General features: G+C 60.3%; 8 protein-coding genes and 1 pseudogene. 4 read left to right on the top strand and 5 right to left on the bottom strand.

Features of this window, described 5'->3' with window-relative positions; translation table 11 throughout:
• Both ACIONG_RS06990 and speB read right to left on the bottom strand, forming a co-directional pair.
• Positions 1-280: nuclear transport factor 2 family protein (locus ACIONG_RS06990; protein WP_401297654.1), on the bottom strand; the 280-nt coding region annotated here is incomplete at its 3' end.
• 10 nt (positions 281-290) lie between these two features.
• Positions 291-1,241: pseudogene (gene speB / locus ACIONG_RS06985) on the bottom strand (agmatinase).
• A 292-nt stretch (positions 1,242-1,533) separates the two neighbouring features.
• On the opposite strand from speB, the gene ACIONG_RS06980 reads away from it, so the two are divergent.
• Positions 1,534-2,427 carry a LysR family transcriptional regulator gene (locus tag ACIONG_RS06980; RefSeq protein WP_007956593.1) on the top strand — a complete coding sequence of 298 codons (894 nt, stop codon included), beginning with the start codon at positions 1,534-1,536 and terminating at the stop codon, positions 2,425-2,427.
• 18 nt (positions 2,428-2,445) lie between these two features.
• Positions 2,446-3,042, top strand: coding sequence for a tRNA-uridine aminocarboxypropyltransferase (locus tag ACIONG_RS06975; RefSeq protein WP_103306198.1), 597 nt, complete (start codon positions 2,446-2,448; stop codon positions 3,040-3,042).
• A 144-nt stretch (positions 3,043-3,186) separates the two neighbouring features.
• Here ACIONG_RS06975 and ACIONG_RS06970 read toward each other — a convergent pair whose 3' ends face one another.
• From ACIONG_RS06970 to ACIONG_RS06960, 3 genes are all read right to left on the bottom strand, one after another.
• Positions 3,187-4,560 carry an HlyD family type I secretion periplasmic adaptor subunit gene (locus ACIONG_RS06970; RefSeq protein WP_213027889.1) on the bottom strand — a complete coding sequence of 458 codons (1,374 nt, stop codon included), beginning with the start codon at positions 4,558-4,560 and terminating at the stop codon, positions 3,187-3,189.
• Positions 4,561-4,570: 10 nt separating this feature from the next.
• Positions 4,571-6,730 carry a type I secretion system permease/ATPase gene (locus ACIONG_RS06965; RefSeq protein WP_315447106.1) on the bottom strand — a complete coding sequence of 720 codons (2,160 nt, stop codon included), beginning with the start codon at positions 6,728-6,730 and terminating at the stop codon, positions 4,571-4,573.
• Between the two features lie 171 nt (positions 6,731-6,901).
• Positions 6,902-8,260, bottom strand: coding sequence for a TolC family outer membrane protein (locus tag ACIONG_RS06960; protein WP_105708539.1), 1,359 nt, complete (start codon positions 8,258-8,260; stop codon positions 6,902-6,904).
• A 532-nt stretch (positions 8,261-8,792) separates the two neighbouring features.
• Between ACIONG_RS06960 and ACIONG_RS06955 the strand changes: the two genes are divergently transcribed.
• On the top strand, positions 8,793-18,155 hold the full coding sequence (locus ACIONG_RS06955; protein WP_401297649.1) for a retention module-containing protein: 9,363 nt from the start codon (positions 8,793-8,795) through the stop codon (positions 18,153-18,155).
• Between the two features lie 326 nt (positions 18,156-18,481).
• Entirely contained in the window at positions 18,482-20,500 is a 2,019-nt protein-coding gene (locus ACIONG_RS06950; protein ID WP_401297646.1) for a hypothetical protein, read from the top strand.
• Positions 20,501-20,591: the final 91 nt, after the last annotated feature.

The following is a 20,591-nucleotide window of genomic DNA, read 5'->3' as shown; positions in this document are numbered from 1 at the left end:
GCAGCTCGGTGGCCACGTCATGGATGAAAATCGCCACGTCACCTTGCAGGCTGACGAAGGCGTTGCTCGAAGTGCACGACAGCACTTCAAAGCCATCCTCGGCGCGCCAGCTGTCCCACAAGGCCTGATAGGCATCGCGCGACAGCAAAGGCTGTTCGAGGGTGTAGAAGACGAAACTTGCGTCGGCGCTGAACGCGCCGAAGTAAGCTTCGCGATCGTTGCGGGCGAACGCGGCCACCAGATCGGCGGCCGCTTGCAAAACCTGATCACGTTCGTTCATGACCCGATCCTCAGCGATGGACCACGCCAGGCAGTACGCAGAGCATTTCGTACAGCAGGTTGGCGGCCAGCAGCGAGGTGTTGCCGGTGGTGTCATAAGCGGGCGAGACTTCTACCAGATCGCAACCGATCAGGTCGAGGCCTTGGCAGCCGCGCACGATTTCAATCGCCTGAATGGTCGTCAGGCCACCGATTTCCGGGGTGCCGGTGCCTGGCGCCCAGGCCGGGTCGATGCCGTCGATGTCGAAGCTCAGGTACACCGGACCGCCGCCGACTTTCTCGCGCACTTCGGCCATCAGCGGGGCCAACGACTTGTGCCAGCATTCTTCGGCTTGTACGACGCGGAAGCCCTGATCGCGGCTCCAGTTGAAGTCGTCAGCGGTGTAACCCTGCGCACGCAGGCCAATCTGCACCACGCGGTCGCAGTCCAGGAGACCTTCTTCGACAGCGCGACGGAAGGTCGTACCGTGGGCGATCTTCTCGCCGAACATGTGATCGTTGACGTCAGCGTGGGCGTCGATGTGTACCAGACCGACCTTGCCGTGCTTTTTATGAATCGCCCGCAGGATCGGCAGGGTGATGGTGTGGTCGCCACCCAGGGTCATCGGGATCACGTTTTGATCGAGCATAAAGTCCTAGGCTTCTTCGATGATGCGCACGGCGTCGAGCAGGTTGAAGGTGTTGATCGCCACGTCACCGATGTCGGCCACCGACAGCGAATCGAACGGCGCAGCGCCGGTGGCCATGTTGTAGGGACGGATCATCACTGATTCGGTGCGGATGTCGCGTGGCCCGAAGCGGGTCCCGGGGCGCAGCGAAGTACCGATGTCCAGTGGCACGCCAACAAAGGCAGCGTCCAGACCGGCAGCAGTGGGCAGGTGTGGGAGTCGGAGCATGGTGGCGATGCCGCCGAAGCGCGGCATTTCGTTGCCGCCCAGTGGTTGGTGAAGAATCTTGTCCACGGGAAAGGCCTCATCGTCTTTGTTTTATTTATGTCGGCGCACCGTTCAGCACAGGTTCGGACGCCGCTGTGGGGCCGATTCTGCGAAATGTAGTGGAGGGGAAGAATCGCTACGGGCAAATACTTAGTTCAGATTTTTCTAAACTAATGCCAGACTTCCCCACCTGCTCGTTCCCATGCTCCGCGTGGGAATGCATCCACGGACGCTCCGCGTCCAGCCGTACTCGCAGGTGACGCAGAGCGTCACGGGCTGCATTCCCACGCAGAGCGTGGGAACGATCCTTGGAGTAGACATGGCCAACGCTTTACCCGACCTGAAACTGTTGCGCATCTTCGTCAGCGTCGTGCGCCATCAGGGCTTTGCCAACGCGCAGCAGGAACTTAACCTGTCGACCTCGGCAATCAGCACCTACATGAGCCAGCTCGAAGCCGCGCTCGGCCTGGTGCTGTGCCATCGCGGGCGTGGCGGGTTCAGCCTGACCAGCAAAGGTGAGCTGTTCCACCAGGAAACCCTGCGCCTGCTCGCCGAACTCGAAGGCTTCGAGCAATACGCCGCCGCGCTCAAGGGCGAATTGCGCGGCACGCTCAACCTTGGGGTCATCGACTCCACTGTCAGCGACAAGGCCCTGCCGTTCGCCGAAGCCATCGGCGCTTACAGTCAGGAGCATCCGGCGGTGCATTTGCATCTGTCGGTGATGAGCCCGTATGAACTGCAACTCGGCGTGCAGGACAACCGCCTCGATCTGGCCATCGGTGCGTTTTCCACGCGCATGAGCGGTCTAGTCTACATGCCGCTGTACCGCGAGCAGCACTGGCTGTATTGCAGCAGCCGGCACCCGTTGTTCAACGAGCGGCGCATCCCCGAGCAGGTCATCACCCAGCAGCGCATGGTCGGACGCGGTTACTGGAGTCAGGCGGAGTTGGCCCGGCACGGCTTCAAACACAGTGCGGCGACCGTGGAAAGTATGGAAGCGCAGCTGATTCTGGTGTTGTCCGGCGCCTACATCGGTTACCTGCCGGAGCACTACGCTCAAGCCTGGGCGGACAAGGGTGATTTGCGTGTGTTGCTGCCGGCGACCTTCGGTTATCAGGCACCGTTTTCGATGATCATGCGCCGGGGCCGCAGCCGTGAACCGCTGATTCAGACCTTCCGTGATTTGCTCAAAGCCCAACTCAATCAGGCCTAGCTTGTAGGAACAAGAAGTATGTCCAGACCTCAATGCCCGCGCTGCCTGCGCCCCGAAACCCATTGCCTGTGCGCGCTGATCCCCCGTCTCGACAGCCGCACCCGGGTGTTGCTGTTGCAGCATCCGAGCGAGGTCAGTCATGCGCTCAATACCGCGCGCTTGGCGGCGCTGGGTTTGACCAATGCCGAACTGATTGTCGGCGAGGTGTTCGCGGATTTGCCGGCGCTGCTGAACCGGCCTGGGTATCAGGCGCGGTTGTTGTTTCCGGCGGATGATGCGCAGCCGATGCAGGCGTATGGCGAGTCTGATGAACCGTTGCTGCTGGTGGTGCCCGACGGCACCTGGCGCAAGGCGCGCAAGATGTTGCACCTCAATCCGCTGCTGGCGGCGTTGCCACGGGTGACGCTGGCGCAGGGCGGTGTGTCGCGCTATCGATTGCGCAAGGCGCCGGGGCCGGGTGCTTTGTCGACGATCGAGGCGATTGTGCAGGCGCTTGAAACTCTCGAAGCACCGACTACGTTTGCGCCGTTGCTGAGGCCGTTCGAGGCGTTGATCGAGGGGCAGATTGCGGCGATGGGGGAGGAGGTTTTTCAGCGCAATCATGCTGAAAAATGATCGGTGCCTTTGCAGGCCTCATCGCTGGCAAGCCAGCTCCCACAGGTTCTGAGGTGTTCACAGATTTTGTGTTTGACCCGGATACTGTGGGAGCTGGCTTGCCAGCGATGAGGCCAGTCAATTCACCACAAAATCCGGATATCGCTACCGTTCGCGCATCGCCTCGGTCCGCGCCTTCAGCACCGGTTTCAGCAGATAATCCAGCACACTTTTCTCCCCGGTAATAATGTCCACCGTCGCTACCATTCCCGGAATGATCAGCAGCGGTTTCACATCCCCGCCCAAATGGTTTTTATCGGTTCTCACCTGAATCAGATAGAAGCTGTTGCCCTTGTCATCGGTAATCGTGTCCGCACCGATCAACTCAAGCTTGGCACTCAACCCGCCGTAAATCGTGTAGTCGTAAGCACTGAACTTGACCATGGCTTTCTGGCCCGGATGCAGGAACGCCACATCCTGCGGGCGCACCTTGGCCTCGATCAGCAGGTTGTCTTCCAGCGGCACGATTTCGACCATGTCGCTGCCCGGTTGGACCACACCACCAATGGTGTTGACCTTGAGTTGCTTGATCACCCCGTGTACCGGCGAGGTCACGGTGGTGCGGCTGACGCGGTCGTCGATGGCGATGCTGCTGGCAGTGATTTTCGACAGGTCCGTGCGTTTCTCATTCAGCTCTTTGGCGGCCTCGGAGCGGAAGGTCTGCTCGGACTCGTCGATCTTGCTGCGGATCTCGGCGATCGCCGATTCGGCCCGGGGAATCGCCAGGGTTGTCGCGTTCAAGGACCCGCGAATTTCCACCGCGCTACGCTTGAGCCGGAGGATTTCCACCGGGGACACCGCGCCGGTTTTTACCAATGGCTCGGACATGTTCATCTCTTGCTGCAGCAGCGCCAGACTTGAGCTGAACTGGCCTTGCTTGGAGCGGAACTCAGCCAGTTCCTGAGTCTTCTGGCGCAATTGTTCGCTCAAGGTGCGCTGTTCGCTGGCCAGACGCCGTTGCCGTTGCTCGTACAGCGAGCGCTCGTCTTCTGCCACTTGCGGTGCTTTGGCGATCACTTCATCAGAGAGTTTGAACGGCCGGCCCTCGGCTTCCGCTGACAGCCGTTCGACCTGGGCCGTCAGTGCATAACGATCCGCTTCGCTCTCGCCCTTGTTCGAGCGAAACCGCGTGTCATCCAGGCGCAGCAGGGTGTCGCCCTTGTTCACCATTTGCCCCTCGCGGACAAAGATTTCAGTGACGATCCCGCCCTCAAGATTCTGGATCACCTGGACCTTGCTCGACGGAATCGCCTTGCCTTCGCCCATGGTCACTTCTTCAAGCACCGCGAATTTGGCCCAGACCAGCGCCGAGATCAGTAAGCCCGCTGCCAGCCACACGGTGATGCGCGACCAGCGCGGCGAATCCTGCAACGAAGCGCCGGCAGTTTCCGGCATGAACTCGGCTTCGGCGCTCTTGCCGAAACTGTCGAAGTAGCCGCGTGATTTGGCATTTGAATCAGAGCCGGAAGAAGCAGACATGGGGCAACTCCTAAACCGCCGCCGAGCCGACGCGGCCCTTGCGCAGTGCATCGATGACCGCTTCTTTCGGGCCGTCAGCGACGACCCGGCCGTTGTCCAGCACCAGCAACCGGTCCACCAGGCTCAGCATCGAGGTGCGGTGGGTGACCAGCAGCAGGGTTTTGCCTTGTACCCAGTCGTGCAGCTTCTGGCGTAACTGGTCTTCGCTGCTGTTATCCATGGCGCTGGTGGGTTCGTCGAGCAGCATGATCGGCGGGTCGAGCAACAACGCTCGCGCCAGCAACACGGCCTGGCGTTGTCCGCCGGAGAGCAATTGCCCGCGCTCGCCCACCGGGCGGTCAAAGCCTTGCGGGTGCTGACGGGCGAGTTCGGTGACGCCGGTCAGTTCGGCAACTTCGAGCATGCGTGAGTCGCTGATGTAGCGCGCGCCGAGGGTCAGGTTGTCGCGCAGACTGCCGGCCAACAGTGGCAGATCGTGGGCGACGTAACCGATCTGCTGGCGCAGGTCGGCGACGTCCAGTTGCCGCAGGTCGAGGCCGTCGAGCAGCAATTGGCCTTCTTCCGGTTCATAGAAGCCCATCACCAGCCGCGCCAAAGTACTTTTGCCGGAACCGCTGCGACCGATGATGCCGACCCGTTCGCCAGGTTTCAGACTGAAACTGACATTGCTCAGGGCCGGCGCATTCTGCCCGTTGTAATGAAAGGTCACGCCGTTGACGTCGAGCGCGCCTTGCAGTTGCGTACGTTCCAGCGGCCGCTGTTTGCCGTCGCGCTCTTGCGGCAAAGCCATCAGCGCGTCGGTGCTCTTCATGGTCAGTTGCGCTTGCTGATAACGGGTGATGAGCCCGGCGATCTGCCCCAGCGGCGCGAGCACGCGACTGCCGAGCATGTATGTCGCCACCAGCGCGCCGACGCTGAGGTTGCCGGCGATGATGCTGTAGACCCCGGCGACAATCGTCGCCATCCCGGAAAACTGCTGGATGAACAGCGTGCCGTTGGTGGCCAGCGCCGATAGATTGCGTGCGTGGCTGTCGAGGCGGGTGAGGGCGCCGTGGGTGCTTTCCCATTTGTGCTGGCGCTCGCTTTCGGCGCTGCAAGCCTTGAGGGTTTCCAGACCGCCGAGGGTTTCGATCAGCAAAGCCTGACGTTCGGCGCCGAGGCTCAAACTCTTCTGCACGGTGTCGCGCAGACGCACCTGAATGGCCAGGGCAAACATGATCGTGATCGGAAACGCCAGCAGCGGAATCACTACCAGCCAGCCCCCGAGCAGGCCGATCACTACCAGCATCAACACCACGAAGGGCAGGTCGATCAGACTGGTCAGGGTCACCGCCGTGAGGAATTCGCGCAGGCCCTGGAAGTCATGAATGCTCTGGGCGAAACCACCGATGGTCGCCGGCCGCGCCTTCATCGACATGCCGGTGATGCGCTCGAACAATGTCGCGGATAGGATCACATCGGTTTTCTTGCCGGCGGTGTCCAGCAAGTGCGCGCGCACCACCCGCAACACCAGTTCGAAACCGGTGCCGATCAACAGCCCGATCGACAGCACCCACAGGGTCGAGGTGGCCTGATTCGGTACCACGCGGTCGTAGGTCTGCATGACGAACAGCGGCACCATCAGGCCCAGAAGGTTGATCAGGAAACTGGCAAGGATCGCGTCGCTGTAGAGCCATTTCGACAGCTTCAAAGTGTCGCGAAACCACGCATGCACTCGCGGCACCAGGGGCGAGCGCAGGTCTTCAAGTTCGTGGCGGGGCCGGGCGAACAAGGCCTGGCCACTGTAGTGTTCGCTGAGTTCTTCGCGGCTGACCCATTGCTCGCCGCCATCGGCTTCGCTGGGCAAAATCAGGGCTTTGCCGTCATCGCCAAAACGCCGCAACACGGCGGTGCGGCCGTCGTTGAGCAGTAACAGGATCGGCAGGTTCAGTGGCGAGATATCTTTCAGATCACGACGCAGCAAACGCGCCTGCAACCCGGCCCGGGCGGCGGCGCGGGGCAACAGATCGAGGCTCAGGCGTTGTTTGTTCAGGGGCAGCCCGGCACTCAGGCTGGCGCGACTGACCGTCGCGCCATGGAGTTTGCAGAGGATCAACAGACCGTCGAGTAACGGATCATCGAAGCTCAGCCGCGGATCGACCCCGGAATGGCCGGGTTCCATGCTGGTCATATTGATCGCTCCCCTGTTACCGCTTCATTGGGCTTACTGATCGTTCCCACGCTCTGCGTGGGAATACCTCCAGGGACGCTCTGCGTCCAGTGACGCGGAGCGTCACGGGCTGCATTCCCACGCAGAGCGTGGGAACGATCAGAATCAGCAGCCTTCGGCAGGAGGTCTACGTCATTTCAGCTCTGGCAGACGTGCCTCGTTTTTCACCTCGGTCGCGGCGATCGCATCGGCAGGCAGCACCACCCGTTGTTTGCTCAGCAACTGGCCCATGTTCGCCAGCACGCGGTACATCGAATATTCCTCGGTGTAGCGGATTTCGGTGTAGCGGCGGTTGGCGTTGTAGAGCTCGTTTTCGCTGTCGAGCAAATCGAGCAGGGTGCGTTGGCCAAGGCCGAACTGATCCTGATAGGCGGCGCGTACACGCTTGGTGGTTTCAGCGTATTCGCGGGCGGTCGGGGTCTGTTTCTTCGCGTTGAGCATGGCGTTCCAGGCCAGGTGAATGTTCTCGTTCAACTGACGCAAGGCGTTGTTGCGGATGTCCATCGCCTGATTGATCTGGTGCGCATCGGAGGCCAGTCGCGCCTTGTCGCTGCCGCCACGGAACAGGTTGTAGTTCATCACCACACCCACGCGCCATTCGTTGTCGTGACCCTCATCGCCTTGCACGTTGTTGTTCGCGCCCACCGCCGCTTCTGCGTCGAAGCGTGGATAGAAAGGTGACTTGGCGACTTCGTACTGGCTCTCGGCCGATTGCACGTCGGCCTGTGCGGATTTCAGATACGGGTTGTTCTCGACCATGCTCTGCTGGGCTTCCGGCAGGGAGGTGGGTAACTCGCCACGGGTCGAGGCCGGGGTTTCCAGCTCATCGGGCATGCGCCCGACCACGCTGTAGAAGTTTGATTCGGCATCGGCCAGATCGACTTCGGCGGTGTCGAGGTTGTTCTGTGCCAACGCTTTACGAGCGACCGACTGATCGGAGTCAGCGGTGCTGCCGACGCCGCGCTCGGTACGCAGGCCGATCTGATCGTTGACGCGCAAGTGCGCCTGCAGGTTGTTCCGGGCCAGCGTCACCAGTTCGCGGCGCTTGAGCACTTCGAGGTAGACCTCGATGGTGCGCAGGGCCAGATCCTGAGCGGTGCCTTGCGCGTAGTACGCGCGCGAATTGGACACGCCTTTGGTCCGTTCGACTTCGTTGGCGGTGTTGAAACCGTCGAAGAGCATTTGCCGCAGACGCAGCTCCGACTGGGTGTAATTGAGAATCTCGGTGTGGTGATTACCGAAGGCCCGGGTGTTGGTGTTGTCGCTGTAGCCGCGACCATAGGCGGCGTTCAAATCGACGGACGGGTAGAAGCCGCCCTTGGCAACTTTGACTTGTTCATCAGCCGACAGGCGTGCGTCCACGCGCGAAGCCAGTTCCGGGTGGGTCGCAATCGTGCTTTGGATCGCCTCGGTGAGGTTCATGGCCTGGGCTTGAGAAGTGCAAGCCATGGCCAGCAAAACCGCGCTGCAGAGGGGGGTTAGAACGCGCATGGGTGCATCTCCCTGAGTCCTGATGGTGTGTAACTGTCGCCAAATATTTGACGATATTTTTAGGTGTAGGCGTTTCACTCTTGTAACAACAGAGCTAAGAACATCCTGAAGCGTAGCTAAGAAAAAATTTTCATAAGGCTTATGCCGAAAAAAACTTATGCGCTTTGTAAAAAGCGGCACATTGTTCAGCACGAAAGCCTTTGTTTTATGCGCTTTAGGGAGTGCAAAAAGGCTTGAGGAAAGTTCCACTCACTTTGCGACATACGGCGAAGTACTGCTGAAGGGGAGGGACGCGTAGCGACGGATGAGCGACATTTTTTTGTCACTCGGGTGATTCACCATCGTTACGTAGCGTTAGTGGGCGTGCTGCCTTGAACAGGGTTCGGAAGTGCTTGATAGCACTGAAGTTTCCGTAAGGCGCTACCTGCGAAACGAACTGTCGAGGGTGCGAGCGTCGCCCCCGACAACCCGATTGAGCCATGGGCTGCTTCGCTTACCAGTGCCGACGGTGGTCGGCAGCGGAGGATTTCACATGGCAACGCTCATCGGTACGGTTACTAAAGTCATTGGCCAGGTTTTCGCTCAGTCAGCCGACGGTACAAAACGCGCACTGGTTGAAGGGGATCGCTTGTTTGCGGGCGATCAACTGATCACCGGGGCGGAAGGCGCCGTCGCCGTTCATCTGCAAAATGGCCAGGAATTGACCCTGGGCCGCGACAGCAGCCTGACCATGACCAGCCAGTTGCTGGCCGATCAGGCGGCGCATGTCAACGCGCCCGAAGTGCTGACCCCGAGCGAGGCGCAACTGACCGACGTCGAGCAGATCCAGAAAGCCATCGCCGCCGGTGACGACCCGACCAAATCCGCTGAAGCCACTGCAGCCGGCCCCAATGCACCGGGCGGCGCGCCGGGTGAATTGGGCGGCGGGCACAGTTTCGTTTTACTGACCGAAGTCGGCGGGCGGGTCGATCCGATTATCGGTTTCCCGACTGCCGGGTTCGGCGGTATCCCCGAGTTTCCCGAAGAACGCCACAACGCGGTCATCGACAACGGTGACAACACCGTGCCGGTGGTGCCACCGCCACCGGTCAACAATCTGGTCACCCTCAGCGGCCTTGCCGTGCCCGGCGGCGAGTTGACCCTCAATGAAGCCAATCTGCCTGATGGTTCGGCCGCCAATCCCGGCGCGCTGACCCAGAGCGGCAGCTTCACCGTGTCGGCGCCAGACGGGTTGAGCAGCCTGAGCGTGGGCGGCATCAGCCTGATCAACGCGGGCGTGGCCGTCGGCTTTCCACAATCGATCACCACGCAACTGGGCAACACGCTGACCATCACCGGATACAACCCGGCGACCGGCGTGGTCACTTACAGCTACACCCTCAACGGCAACGAAACCCATGCCGCCGGCGACGGCACGAACAACCTCAGCGAACAGTTCACGGTGATTGCCGGCGACAGCAACGGCGACAGCGCCACTGGCACGCTCGACGTCAACATCACCGACGACGTACCGAAAGCGGTGGATGACAGCAACACCTCGACAGCCTCGGAAACCTTGCTGACGCTGACCGGTAATGTCCTGACCAACGATGTACAAGGCGCCGACCGTGTGGCCACCGGCCCGGTTACGCCCGGTACGTTCACCGGGACTTACGGCACTTTGGTGTTGAACGCCAACGGCACTTACACCTACACGCTGAACACCAGCGACGCGGATTTCAAAGCCTTGCACGGTGGTGGCAACGGCACGGAAACCTTCGCCTACACGATCACCGATTCCGACGGCGACACCAGCACCGCGAACCTGGTTTTGCAGATTCACAACAACGATGATCCGGTGGTCATCAACGGCTTGAACGTCGAGGGCGGGGAGCTGACGGTTTACGAGAAAAACCTCAGCGACGGCAGCGCGCCTGATGCAACCGCACTGACGCAAAACGGCACGTTCACCATCACGGCACTGGACGGTGTCACCACCCTGACGGTGGGCGGCATTGCCGTGGTCACCAACGGCGTGGCAGCAGGCTTCCCGCAATCGGTCACCACACCGCTGGGCAGCACGCTGACCATCACCGGTTTCAACGAAGCGACCGGTGTTGTCAGCTACAGCTACACCCTGGTCGACAACGAAGCGCACCCGACCGCCAACGGCGCCAATACACTGCCTGAGCAGTTCGCGGTCACTGTGGTCGATGACAACGGCACCACCGCCAATGCCACCCTCGATGTAAACATCATCGATGACTTGCCAAAAGCCGTGGACGACAGCAACACCACCACTGCTTCGGAAACTCAACTGACGCTGACCGGCAACGTCCTGACCAACGACGTGCAAGGCGCCGACCGTGTGCCGACGGGTGAAAATGCCGGGCCGATCACGGCAGGTACTTTTACTGGCACTTACGGCACGCTGGTGCTGAATGCCAACGGCACTTACACCTACACGCTGAATCCGACCGATGCCGATTTCAAAAACCTGCACGGCGGTGGCAACGGTACTGAAACCTTCACCTACACCATCACTGATTCGGACGGCGATACCAGCACCGCGAATCTCGTCTTGCAGATCCACAACAACGACGACCCGGTGATCATCAACGGCTTGAACGTCGAGGGCGGGGAGCTGACGGTTTATGAGAAAAACCTCAGCGATGGCAGCGCACCGGACTCCGCTGCGCTGACTCAGAACGGTACCTTCACGATCACCGCGCTGGACGGTGTCACCACGCTTACCGTCGGCGGCATCGCCGTCGTCACCAATGGCGTCGCCGCAGGCTTCCCGCAATCAGTCACCACACCGCTGGGCAGCACGCTGACCATCACCGGTTTCAACGCAGCAACCGGCGTGGTCAGCTACAGCTACACCCTGGTCGACAACGAAGCGCACCCAACCGCCAACGGCGCGAACAACCTGCCTGAGCAGTTCGCTGTCACCGTGGTCGACGACAACGGCACAACCGCCAACGCGACCCTCGATGTAAACATCATCGATGACCTGCCAAAAGCCGTGGACGACAGCAACACCACCACTGCTTCGGAAACTCAACTGACGCTGACCGGCAACGTGTTGACCAACGACGTGCAAGGCGCCGACCGCGTAACCACCGGCCCGGTCACTGCCGGTACTTTCACCGGGACTTATGGCACGTTGCAACTCAACGCCAACGGCACTTACACCTACACGCTGAATCCGACCGATGCCGACTTCAAAAACCTGCACGGCGGTGGCAACGGTACTGAAACCTTCACCTACACCATCACCGATTCCGACGGCGATACCAGCACCGCGAACCTCGTCTTGCAGATCCACAACAACGACGATCCGGTGGTCATCAGCGGTCTCGATGTGAATGGCGGCGAACTGACGGTTTACGAGAAAAATCTCAGCGACGGCAGCGCACCGGACTCCGCTGCGCTGACTCAGAACGGCACGTTCACGATTACCGCGCTCGATGGCGTCACCACGCTTACCGTCGGCGGCATTGCCGTCGTCACCAACGGCGTGGCAGCAGGCTTCCCGCAATCAGTCACCACACCGCTGGGCAGCACGCTGACCATCACCGGTTTCAACGCCACAACTGGTGTTGTCAGCTACAGCTACACCTTGGTCGACAACGAAGCGCATCCAACCGCCAACGGCGCGAACAACCTGCCTGAGCAGTTCGCCGTCACCGTGGTCGACGACAACGGCACCACCGCCAATGCCACCCTCGACGTCAACATCATCGACGACCTGCCAAAAGCCGTGGACGACAGCAACACAACCACTGCTTCGGAAACTCAACTGACACTGACCGGCAACGTCCTGACCAACGACGTGCAAGGCGCCGACCGCGTAACCACCGGCCCGGTTACTGCCGGTACTTTCACCGGGACTTACGGCACGCTGCAGCTCAACGCCAACGGCACTTACACCTACACGCTGAACCCGACCGATGCCGACTTCAAAAACCTGCACGGCGGTGGCAACGGCACCGAAACCTTCACCTACACCATCACCGATTCCGACGGCGATACCAGCACCGCGAACCTCGTCTTGCAGATCCACAACAACGACGATCCGGTGGTCATCAGCGGTCTCGATGTGAATGGCGGCGAACTGACGGTTTACGAGAAAAATCTCAGTGACGGCAGCGCGCCTGATGCAACCGCACTGACCCAAAACGGCACGTTCACCATCACTGCATTGGACGGCGTAACCACATTGACCGTCGGCGGCATTGCCGTCGTCACCAACGGCGTCGCCGCAGGTTTCCCGCAATCGGTCACCACGCCGCTGGGCAGCACGCTGACCATCACCGGTTTCAACGCCATAACTGGTGTTGTCAGCTACAGCTACACCTTGGTCGACAACGAAGCGCATCCAACCGCCAACGGCGCGAACAACCTGCCTGAGCAGTTCGCCGTCACCGTGGTCGACGACAACGGCACCACCGCCAATGCCACCCTCGACGTCAACATCATCGACGACCTGCCAAAAGCCGTGGACGACAGCAACACCACCACCGCTTCGGAAACTCAACTAACACTGACCGGCAACGTCCTGACCAACGACGTGCAAGGCGCCGACCGCGTAACTACCGGGCCGGTCACCGCCGGCACTTTCACCGGGACCTACGGCACCTTGCAACTCAATGCCAACGGCACTTACACCTACACGCTGAACACCAACGACGCCGACTTCAAAAATCTGCACGGCGGTGGCAACGGTACTGAAACCTTCGCCTACACCCTCACCGATTCCGACGGCGACACCAGCACCGCCAACCTCGTCTTGCAGATCCACAACAACGACGATCCGGTATTGCTCAATGGTCTCGATGTGAATGGTGGAGAGCTGACGGTCTACGAGAAAAATCTCAGCGACGGCACCAGTCCCGATGCGCCGGCACTGACCCAGAGCGGCACCTTCACCGTGACCGCCCTCGATGGCCTGCAAACCCTCACCGTGGGCGGTATCGCCGTGGTGACCGGCGGCGTCGCCGCAGGCTTCCCGCAATCGATCGTCACGCCACTCGGTAGCACGTTGACCATCACCGGTTACAACGCAACCACCGGTGTGGTCAGCTACAGCTATACCCTGGTCGACAACGAAACCCATCCGAACGCCAACGGTGCCAACAGCATCACCGAGAACTTCAACGTCGTCGCCACGGACACCGACGGCAGTACGGCCAGCGGCCAGATCAACGTCAATATCGTCGATGACCTGCCCAGCGCTCATCCCGACGCAGCCTCGGTGGCGGAGGGCGGTACGGTCAGCGGCAACGTGCTCGACAATGACATCGGTGGCGCTGACGGCCCGGCCGCGACTGGCGCAGTAGTGGGCGTACGCGCCGGTGCCGACACTTCGACTTCCGCCATCGGAGGCCTGAACGCGCAAATCAACGGCACCTACGGCTACCTGACCCTCGATGCCAACGGCAACGCGGTTTATCACAGCAATCCGAACACCGTGAACGGCCCGGGCGCGGTGGACGTATTCACCTACACCGTGCGCGATTCTGACGGTGATGAGAGCACCACCACCATCACCATCGATGTCGCCAACAGCAAGCTGTACGCGACAAGCGACACCGACGTCACCGTCTACGAAAAAGCGCTCGACCTGACCAAGGACGGCGCCGATCTGGCCCCTGGTACGGTCACCGGCAGCGATCCGAGCAATACCGGCGAAACCGCGTCCGGCACGCTGGTCGGCTCGGTCACCGGCGCCGTCGGTGCGATCAGTTATGCGCTGGTCGGCAGTGCCACCGGCAACTATGGGCAGATCGTCCTCAACCCCAACGGCACCTACACCTACACCCTGACATCGCCGGCGACCACCACGCCGCACGCCGACGACGGGGCCAACACCCTGACCGAAACCTTTACCTATCAGGCCACCGATTCGCTGGGCAACGTCGTCACCAGCACCATCGTCGTCAGCATCGTCGATGACGTGCCGAAAGCGGTAAATGACAGCAACGCCAGCACCGCCTCGGAAAGCCAACTGACGCTGACCGGCAACGTGCTGACCAACGACGTGCAAGGCGCCGATGTCGTCGCGACCGGGCCGAATGCCGGTCCGATCACGCCCGCCACGATCGTCGGGACCTACGGCACCCTGGTACTCAACGCCAACGGCACTTACACCTACACGCTGGATACCAGCGACGCCGACTTCAAAAATCTGCACGGCGGTGGCAACGGCACCGAGACCTTCACCTACACCCTGACCGATGCCGACGGCGACACCAGCACCGCCAATCTGGTGCTGAACATCCACAACAACGACGATCCGGTGGTGCTCAACGGCCTTGACGTCAATGGCGGCGAACTCACCGTTTACGAGAAAAACCTCAGCGACGGCACCAGCCCCAACGCACCGGCCCTGACCCAGAGCGGCACCTTTACCGTCACCGCGCTCGATGGTCTGCAAACCCTCACCGTTGGTGGCATTGCCGTGGTCACCAACGGCGTGGCCGCAGGCTTCCCGCAATCGGTCGTCTCGCCGCTGGGCAGCACGTTCACCATCACCGGTTACAACCCGGCGACCGGCGTGGTCAGCTACAGCTACACATTGGTGGATAACGAAACCCACCCGAACGCCAACGGTGCCAACAGCCTGACCGAGAACTTCAACGTGGTGGCGACCGACACCGACGGCAGCACCGCCAGCGGCCAGATCAACGTCAACATCATCGATGATCTCCCCACCGCCAAAGCCGACACCGGCTCGGTGGCGGAGGGTGGCACGGTCAACATCAGCGTGCTCGGCAACGACGTCACCGGCGCCGATGGTGCTGCGGCGGGCGGAGCTGTGGTGGGCGTGCGTGCCGGCAGCAACACCGCAACGTCGGCAATCGGCGGCCTCAACAGCAACATCAACGGCGCCTTCGGATACCTGACCCTCGATGCGGCAGGCAACGCCGTCTACCACAGCAACCCGAACTCGGTGAGTCCACCCGGCGCCACCGATACATTCACCTACACCATCCGCGACAGTGACGGCGACGAAAGCACCACGACCATCACCATCAATGTCGCCGACAGCAAACTGGTGGCCTCGGTCGATCAGGACGTGACGGTCTACGAAAAAGCCCTCGACCTGACCAAGGACGGCGCGGATCTTGCCCCCGGCACGGTCACCGGCAGCGACCCGACCAACACCGGCGAAACCGCCACCGGTACCCTGGTCGGCGCGGTCACCGGCGGCACGGGCGCGATCACCTACACCCTGGTCGGCAGCGCCACCGGCACGTACGGGCAGATCCAGCTCAACGCTGACGGCACCTACACCTACACGCTGACCTCGGCACCGAAAACCACGCCGAATGCCAACGACGGGGCGAATACCCTGAGCGAAAGCTTCACCTACAAAGCCACCGATGCACTGGGCAACAGCACCACCAGCACCCTTGTCGTCAACATCGTCGACGACGTGCCCAAAGCCGTGGCGTCGGATCGTTCGGTGGCGGCAGTGGAGATCGATTCCAACCTGCTGATCGTTCTCGACATCTCGGGCAGTATGGCCGACGCCTCTGGCGTGCCCGGCTTGTCGCGGCTGGCGCTGGCCAAGCAGGCGATCAGTGCCTTGCTCGACAAGTACGATGATCTTGGCGATGTGAAAGTGCAGCTCGTTACCTTCAGCAGCAACGCTACCGACCGCACCTCGGTGTGGGTCGATGTGGCCACGGCGAAAACCATTCTCGCCGGCCTCACGGCGGGCGGCGGCACCAACTACGACGCGGCCGTGGCGGTGATGCAGACCGCGTTCAACACCTCGGGCAAACTCACCGGGGCGCAGAACGTCGGCTACTTCTTCTCCGACGGCAAACCCAACGAGGGCGACATCAACGCTGCCGACGAAGCGGCGCTGAAAAACTTCCTCGATGCCAACAACATCAAGAACTATGCGATCGGCCTGGGCAGTGGCGTGAGCAACGCCAACCTCGATCCGCTGGCGTATGACGGCATCACCCACACCAATACCAACGCGGTGGTGGTGACGGATCTCAACCAGCTCAACTCGGTGCTGTCCGGCACCGTGGAAGGCGCGCCGGTTACCGGTTCGTTGCTGGGCGAGGGCGGTACGTTCGGCGCCGATGGCGGTTTCATCAAATCCATCGTCATTGACGGCACCACGTACACCTACGATCCAAAAGCCAATGGCGGACAGGGCTCGCTGGTCGCCAGCGGCGGCACCAATCATGGCACCTTCAACACCGTGAACAACACGCTGAGCATCGCCACCAACAACAGCGGCACGCTGGTGATCAACCTCGACACCGGTGACTACAGCTACACCTCGCAGAAAACCACCGCGGTGGTGATCACCGAAAACATCGGTTTCACCCTCAGCGACAACGACGGCGACCTCGCCAGCTCGACGCTGACGGTGAAAGTGATCCCCAACGCGCCTCCGGTGGCGGCGGACGACCACGTCATCACTAACGTGCTGTCGAACAACATCGTGGTGCCGGGCGAGTTGTTGCTGGCCAACGACACTGATCCGAATGGCGACACGCTCAACGCCACGCCAACCAGTTTCAATACCGGTTGGGCGGCGAAGGGTGCGGACTTCACCGGCTCCGGCGCGATCACCTTCAACGGTACCGGGAATACGGCCGCCAACCAGAGTCTGGCGGATGTGCGCAATGCGTTTGCCGCCAACACCGCAGCGATGACCGCCGTGCTGGTGGTCAGCGGTTACCTCGGCGCGGTGACCAACGCCAATGCCAACGATGAAGACCTGATCACCGTCAAACTGAAACAGGGCGAAACTCTCAACCTCGATCACAACCTGGCGGCCGGGCACATCACCATGGAGTACTCGCTCAACGGCGGCGCGTTCGTCGGCATCGCCGATGGCGGCACCATCACCGCCAGCGCCGACGGCACGTATCAGATCCACGTGACCAACATCACCAACACCAGCGGCAGTAACACCAACGCTGCGGAAAACTACCAACTGACCATGACGGTCAACTACGCCGGGGCCCACGACATCACCCCGGACTTCAACGGTACCTACACCGCCAACGACAACCACGGCGGCAGCGATACCGCTGCTGTGACCATTACCTATCAGGATGGCCACACCCTCACGGGCACTGCCGGGGATGACATTCTGGTGGCCGGCACCGGCGACAACATCCTCAACGGCGGCGATGGCAATGACGTGCTCACCGCAGGCTCGGGCAACAACGAAATGCACGGCGGCGCTGGGAATGACTTGCTTTATAGCGGCCCGGGCAATGACTTGCTTGACGGTGGCATGGGTATCGACACCGCAAGCTACGCCCACGCCACGGCCGGCGTCACGGTCAACCTCGGCCTGCTCGGCGCGCAAAACACCGTCGGCGCAGGGACGGACACCCTGACCGCTATCGAAAATCTCGTCGGTTCGAACTTCAACGACACCCTGACCGGCGACAACAATAACAATGTGATCAACGGCGGCCTGGGCAACGATATCCTCAACGGTGGCGGCGGCGATGACCTGCTGATCGGCGGCATGGGCAACAACACGATGACGGGCGGCGCAGGGGCCGACACCTTCCAGTGGCTCAAAGGCAACAGCGGCCACGACCTGATCACCGACTTCACCCCAGGCACCGACAAGCTCGACCTGTCGCAACTGCTGCAAGGTGAAAACGGCACCACGGCGTCGCTGGATGACTACCTGCACTTCACCGTCACCGGCAGCGGCGCGTCGGTGCTCACCAGCATCGATGTCAGCGCCATGGCCGGCGCCACGCCGAACCAGACCATCGATCTGGCCGGCGTCAACCTCGCCAGCCACTACGGCGTCACGCCGGGAGCGGGTGGCGTGGTTGCCGGTGGACATGACACGGCGACGATCATCAGCGGCATGTTGAATGATCATTCGTTGAAGGTGGACACCGTCTGATCGAGGCCTGAAACGACAAAACCCGCCGCCCCTGTTGAAGGGGCGGCGGGTTTTTTTCGCCTGATGGAATTGCGTTGCTTACTGGCCAGTCTTCGCGAAAAAGCTCGCTCCCACAGGTTCGGTGGTGTGACAGAGGTTTGTGATCTACACAGATAGCTGTTGGCGGAGGGCTTGCTCCCGAGAGCTTCAGCAACCACGGTCGAGGGCGCGATCGGTTAAACGCTGTCGTTTATCGGGTGTAGGCCTGCTAATCGGGATTTTCTCCGACGAACGGTAGCAATACCTGTAATTTCTGACAGTTGTCGCTTTTGAGTGATGCGCGCTAAATGAAGCCATTCAACACACGCCTGCCGCAGTTCGACAATGTGCGCAACGCGGGCTTCAACATTCGTCAGGGATTACGTGCGATGTCTGCCACCAATACGCCGAACGATCAAATCACTCCTCAGTGCGAGCCGCTCGCCGATATTCCAGCACCCAAAGTACCTTCGGTGCTGGACCCGGATGATCCTGCGGGACTTCTTCCTCTGCGTGCGCTGGGGCAGCCTCTGCAGGTCACGTTCGAAGGCGTGGATTTCACCACGGTTCCCAATCGTACCGACAAAGTGGAACTGAGCTTCAGAACGCGCGGCGCAGCCTTTGTTCCGGTGGATTTTCGCGAGTACCCATCCAATGTCCCGGTGCAGCAGCCGCAGACTCTTAGCGTACCGAAAGATCTTTTAAGCCATGGGGTCTATGACGTATCCATTCGCTTTTACCCCAGCGGATCTGAGGCCAACGCTTCGGAATCCTTAAAAAAACAGATCACCATCGACACCAGCAAGCCCAATTTCGGCAACCAGCCCGATGCGGTCATTTTTCCTGACGAGCTGAACGGTGTCATCACAGAAAGCTATTTGACGCAGCACGGGCAGGTCATCGTCGAAGTACCGTTTTACATCGATGTAGCACCGGGCGATCGAGCAGTCTATTTCTGGACGGACAAGGAAGATCCGCTCGACAGCGACGTTGAGATCCGCGAACAGGAGTTCAGCGCTCAGGACATTATCGACAAACGTCTGTTGATCACTGTGTATGCCGACGAGATCCGCCCTTGGGGGCACGGTGATCGTTTTATGTATTACCGGCTCAGGGATCTTGCGGGCAATATCGGGCCCAACGCCAGGCGAGCGAAAATCTTTGTCGATCTGTCGCCGCTGCCAGGTAAGCTGCCTCCTCCTCGCGTGATATTGACGCGTAATCTGCTTGATCGGCAGCAGGCTCGTGAAAGCGTCCAGGTACTGATAGATCCTTATGATTTTCCGGATGCTGCCCATCGGGTTGCTATCGACTGGGACGGAACAACGCTGGCAGAAATTCCAGTCGATCCGACGGACTTCCCGCTGCAAACCACTGTTCCGTGGACGGCGCTGCATGCGCGTGGCGATGGTCCGTCACGGCCCAAAGTGAGTTATCGCATTCGTCTGGCAGATGGCAGCTACACTGCGCCTTCCTCCGACATTTCTGTCGCGTTGAATTTGACCATTGCCGGTCAGGATCATGTACACGCCCCGGCGTTGCTCAATGAAACCCTGGCTAAAGTGGAAATTCGCGGGCAGAAGTCTGATCTTCCCGACAAGCTACGCAGTATTGATTTCGGCTTGCCGGCGCGAGCGATATTGACGCTCTACGACAATCCTCAGCCCTTTGAGGAAATAGACGTGTACTGGGGGCAGATTCCGACGCCGGTTGCCACGTACACGGTGCAAGCCAGTGATGGCGCCGGCACGCCCATCGAGGTGGAGATTCCATGGCAGTACATTCAGCCAGACCTGCAGAATCCGAAGTTACCGGTTTACTACGTTACCCGTAATGGGGTGAATGACCAGCATGCTCGAAAGACTGAGGTAGAGGTGGCGATCGTCGTCATCGAAAATCTCGACGAGCCGACATTCCCCCATGCCGGAAAACAAGTCGAATTGCACTGTTGCTCCAAACCTCGTTTGTGGGAAGGCGTCACCGTACATATTCCGGCCAACCCTCTCTTTGCAGAGAAGGATGAAGTTATTGTGCATTGGCAGGGGTGTCTGGGACCGAACGGGACTAATCCTATTGTCGATGCCTATGACGAATTGCCAAAACAAATCGAGTTGGCGGATATCCAAAATGGCTTTGATCTGGTCGTCACTGATTACGAACGGCTTATAGCACCCATGGTGAATAATGCTTCTGCACTTGTTTATTATGTGTTGTATAAACAGGACGGCACGATTGGCAGGTCACGACCTGAATTTGTAATTATCAATAGAACCATGCCTAGCGGCATAGTCTGTTCGCCGATGAATGAGGTTTATTGCCCGGAATAAGTTTTTTCGTGCAAATAAAGCAGTAAATAAATGACAGGCAGTAACGGGTCGAAGTTTCGATTCGGAGGTCATGTTGTGTCGAAAAATAGAG

This window comes from Pseudomonas sp. NPDC087817 (assembly GCF_044742875.1).
In the GTDB taxonomy this organism is placed as follows: domain Bacteria; phylum Pseudomonadota; class Gammaproteobacteria; order Pseudomonadales; family Pseudomonadaceae; genus Aquipseudomonas.
Note: the sequence above shows the minus strand (reverse complement) of the source record. Positions and strands in the feature narration are given on the sequence as shown.

Coding starts and splice junctions, on each gene's coding strand:
- ACIONG_RS06980 (WP_007956593.1), top strand. CDS start 1,534: ATGGCCAACGCTTTACCCGACCTGAAACTGTTGCGCATCTTCGTCAGC.
- ACIONG_RS06975 (WP_103306198.1), top strand. CDS start 2,446: ATGTCCAGACCTCAATGCCCGCGCTGCCTGCGCCCCGAAACCCATTGC.
- ACIONG_RS06970 (WP_213027889.1), bottom strand. CDS start 4,560: ATGTCTGCTTCTTCCGGCTCTGATTCAAATGCCAAATCACGCGGCTAC.
- ACIONG_RS06965 (WP_315447106.1), bottom strand. CDS start 6,730: ATGACCAGCATGGAACCCGGCCATTCCGGGGTCGATCCGCGGCTGAGC.
- ACIONG_RS06960 (WP_105708539.1), bottom strand. CDS start 8,260: ATGCGCGTTCTAACCCCCCTCTGCAGCGCGGTTTTGCTGGCCATGGCT.
- ACIONG_RS06955 (WP_401297649.1), top strand. CDS start 8,793: ATGGCAACGCTCATCGGTACGGTTACTAAAGTCATTGGCCAGGTTTTC.
- ACIONG_RS06950 (WP_401297646.1), top strand. CDS start 18,482: ATGAAGCCATTCAACACACGCCTGCCGCAGTTCGACAATGTGCGCAAC.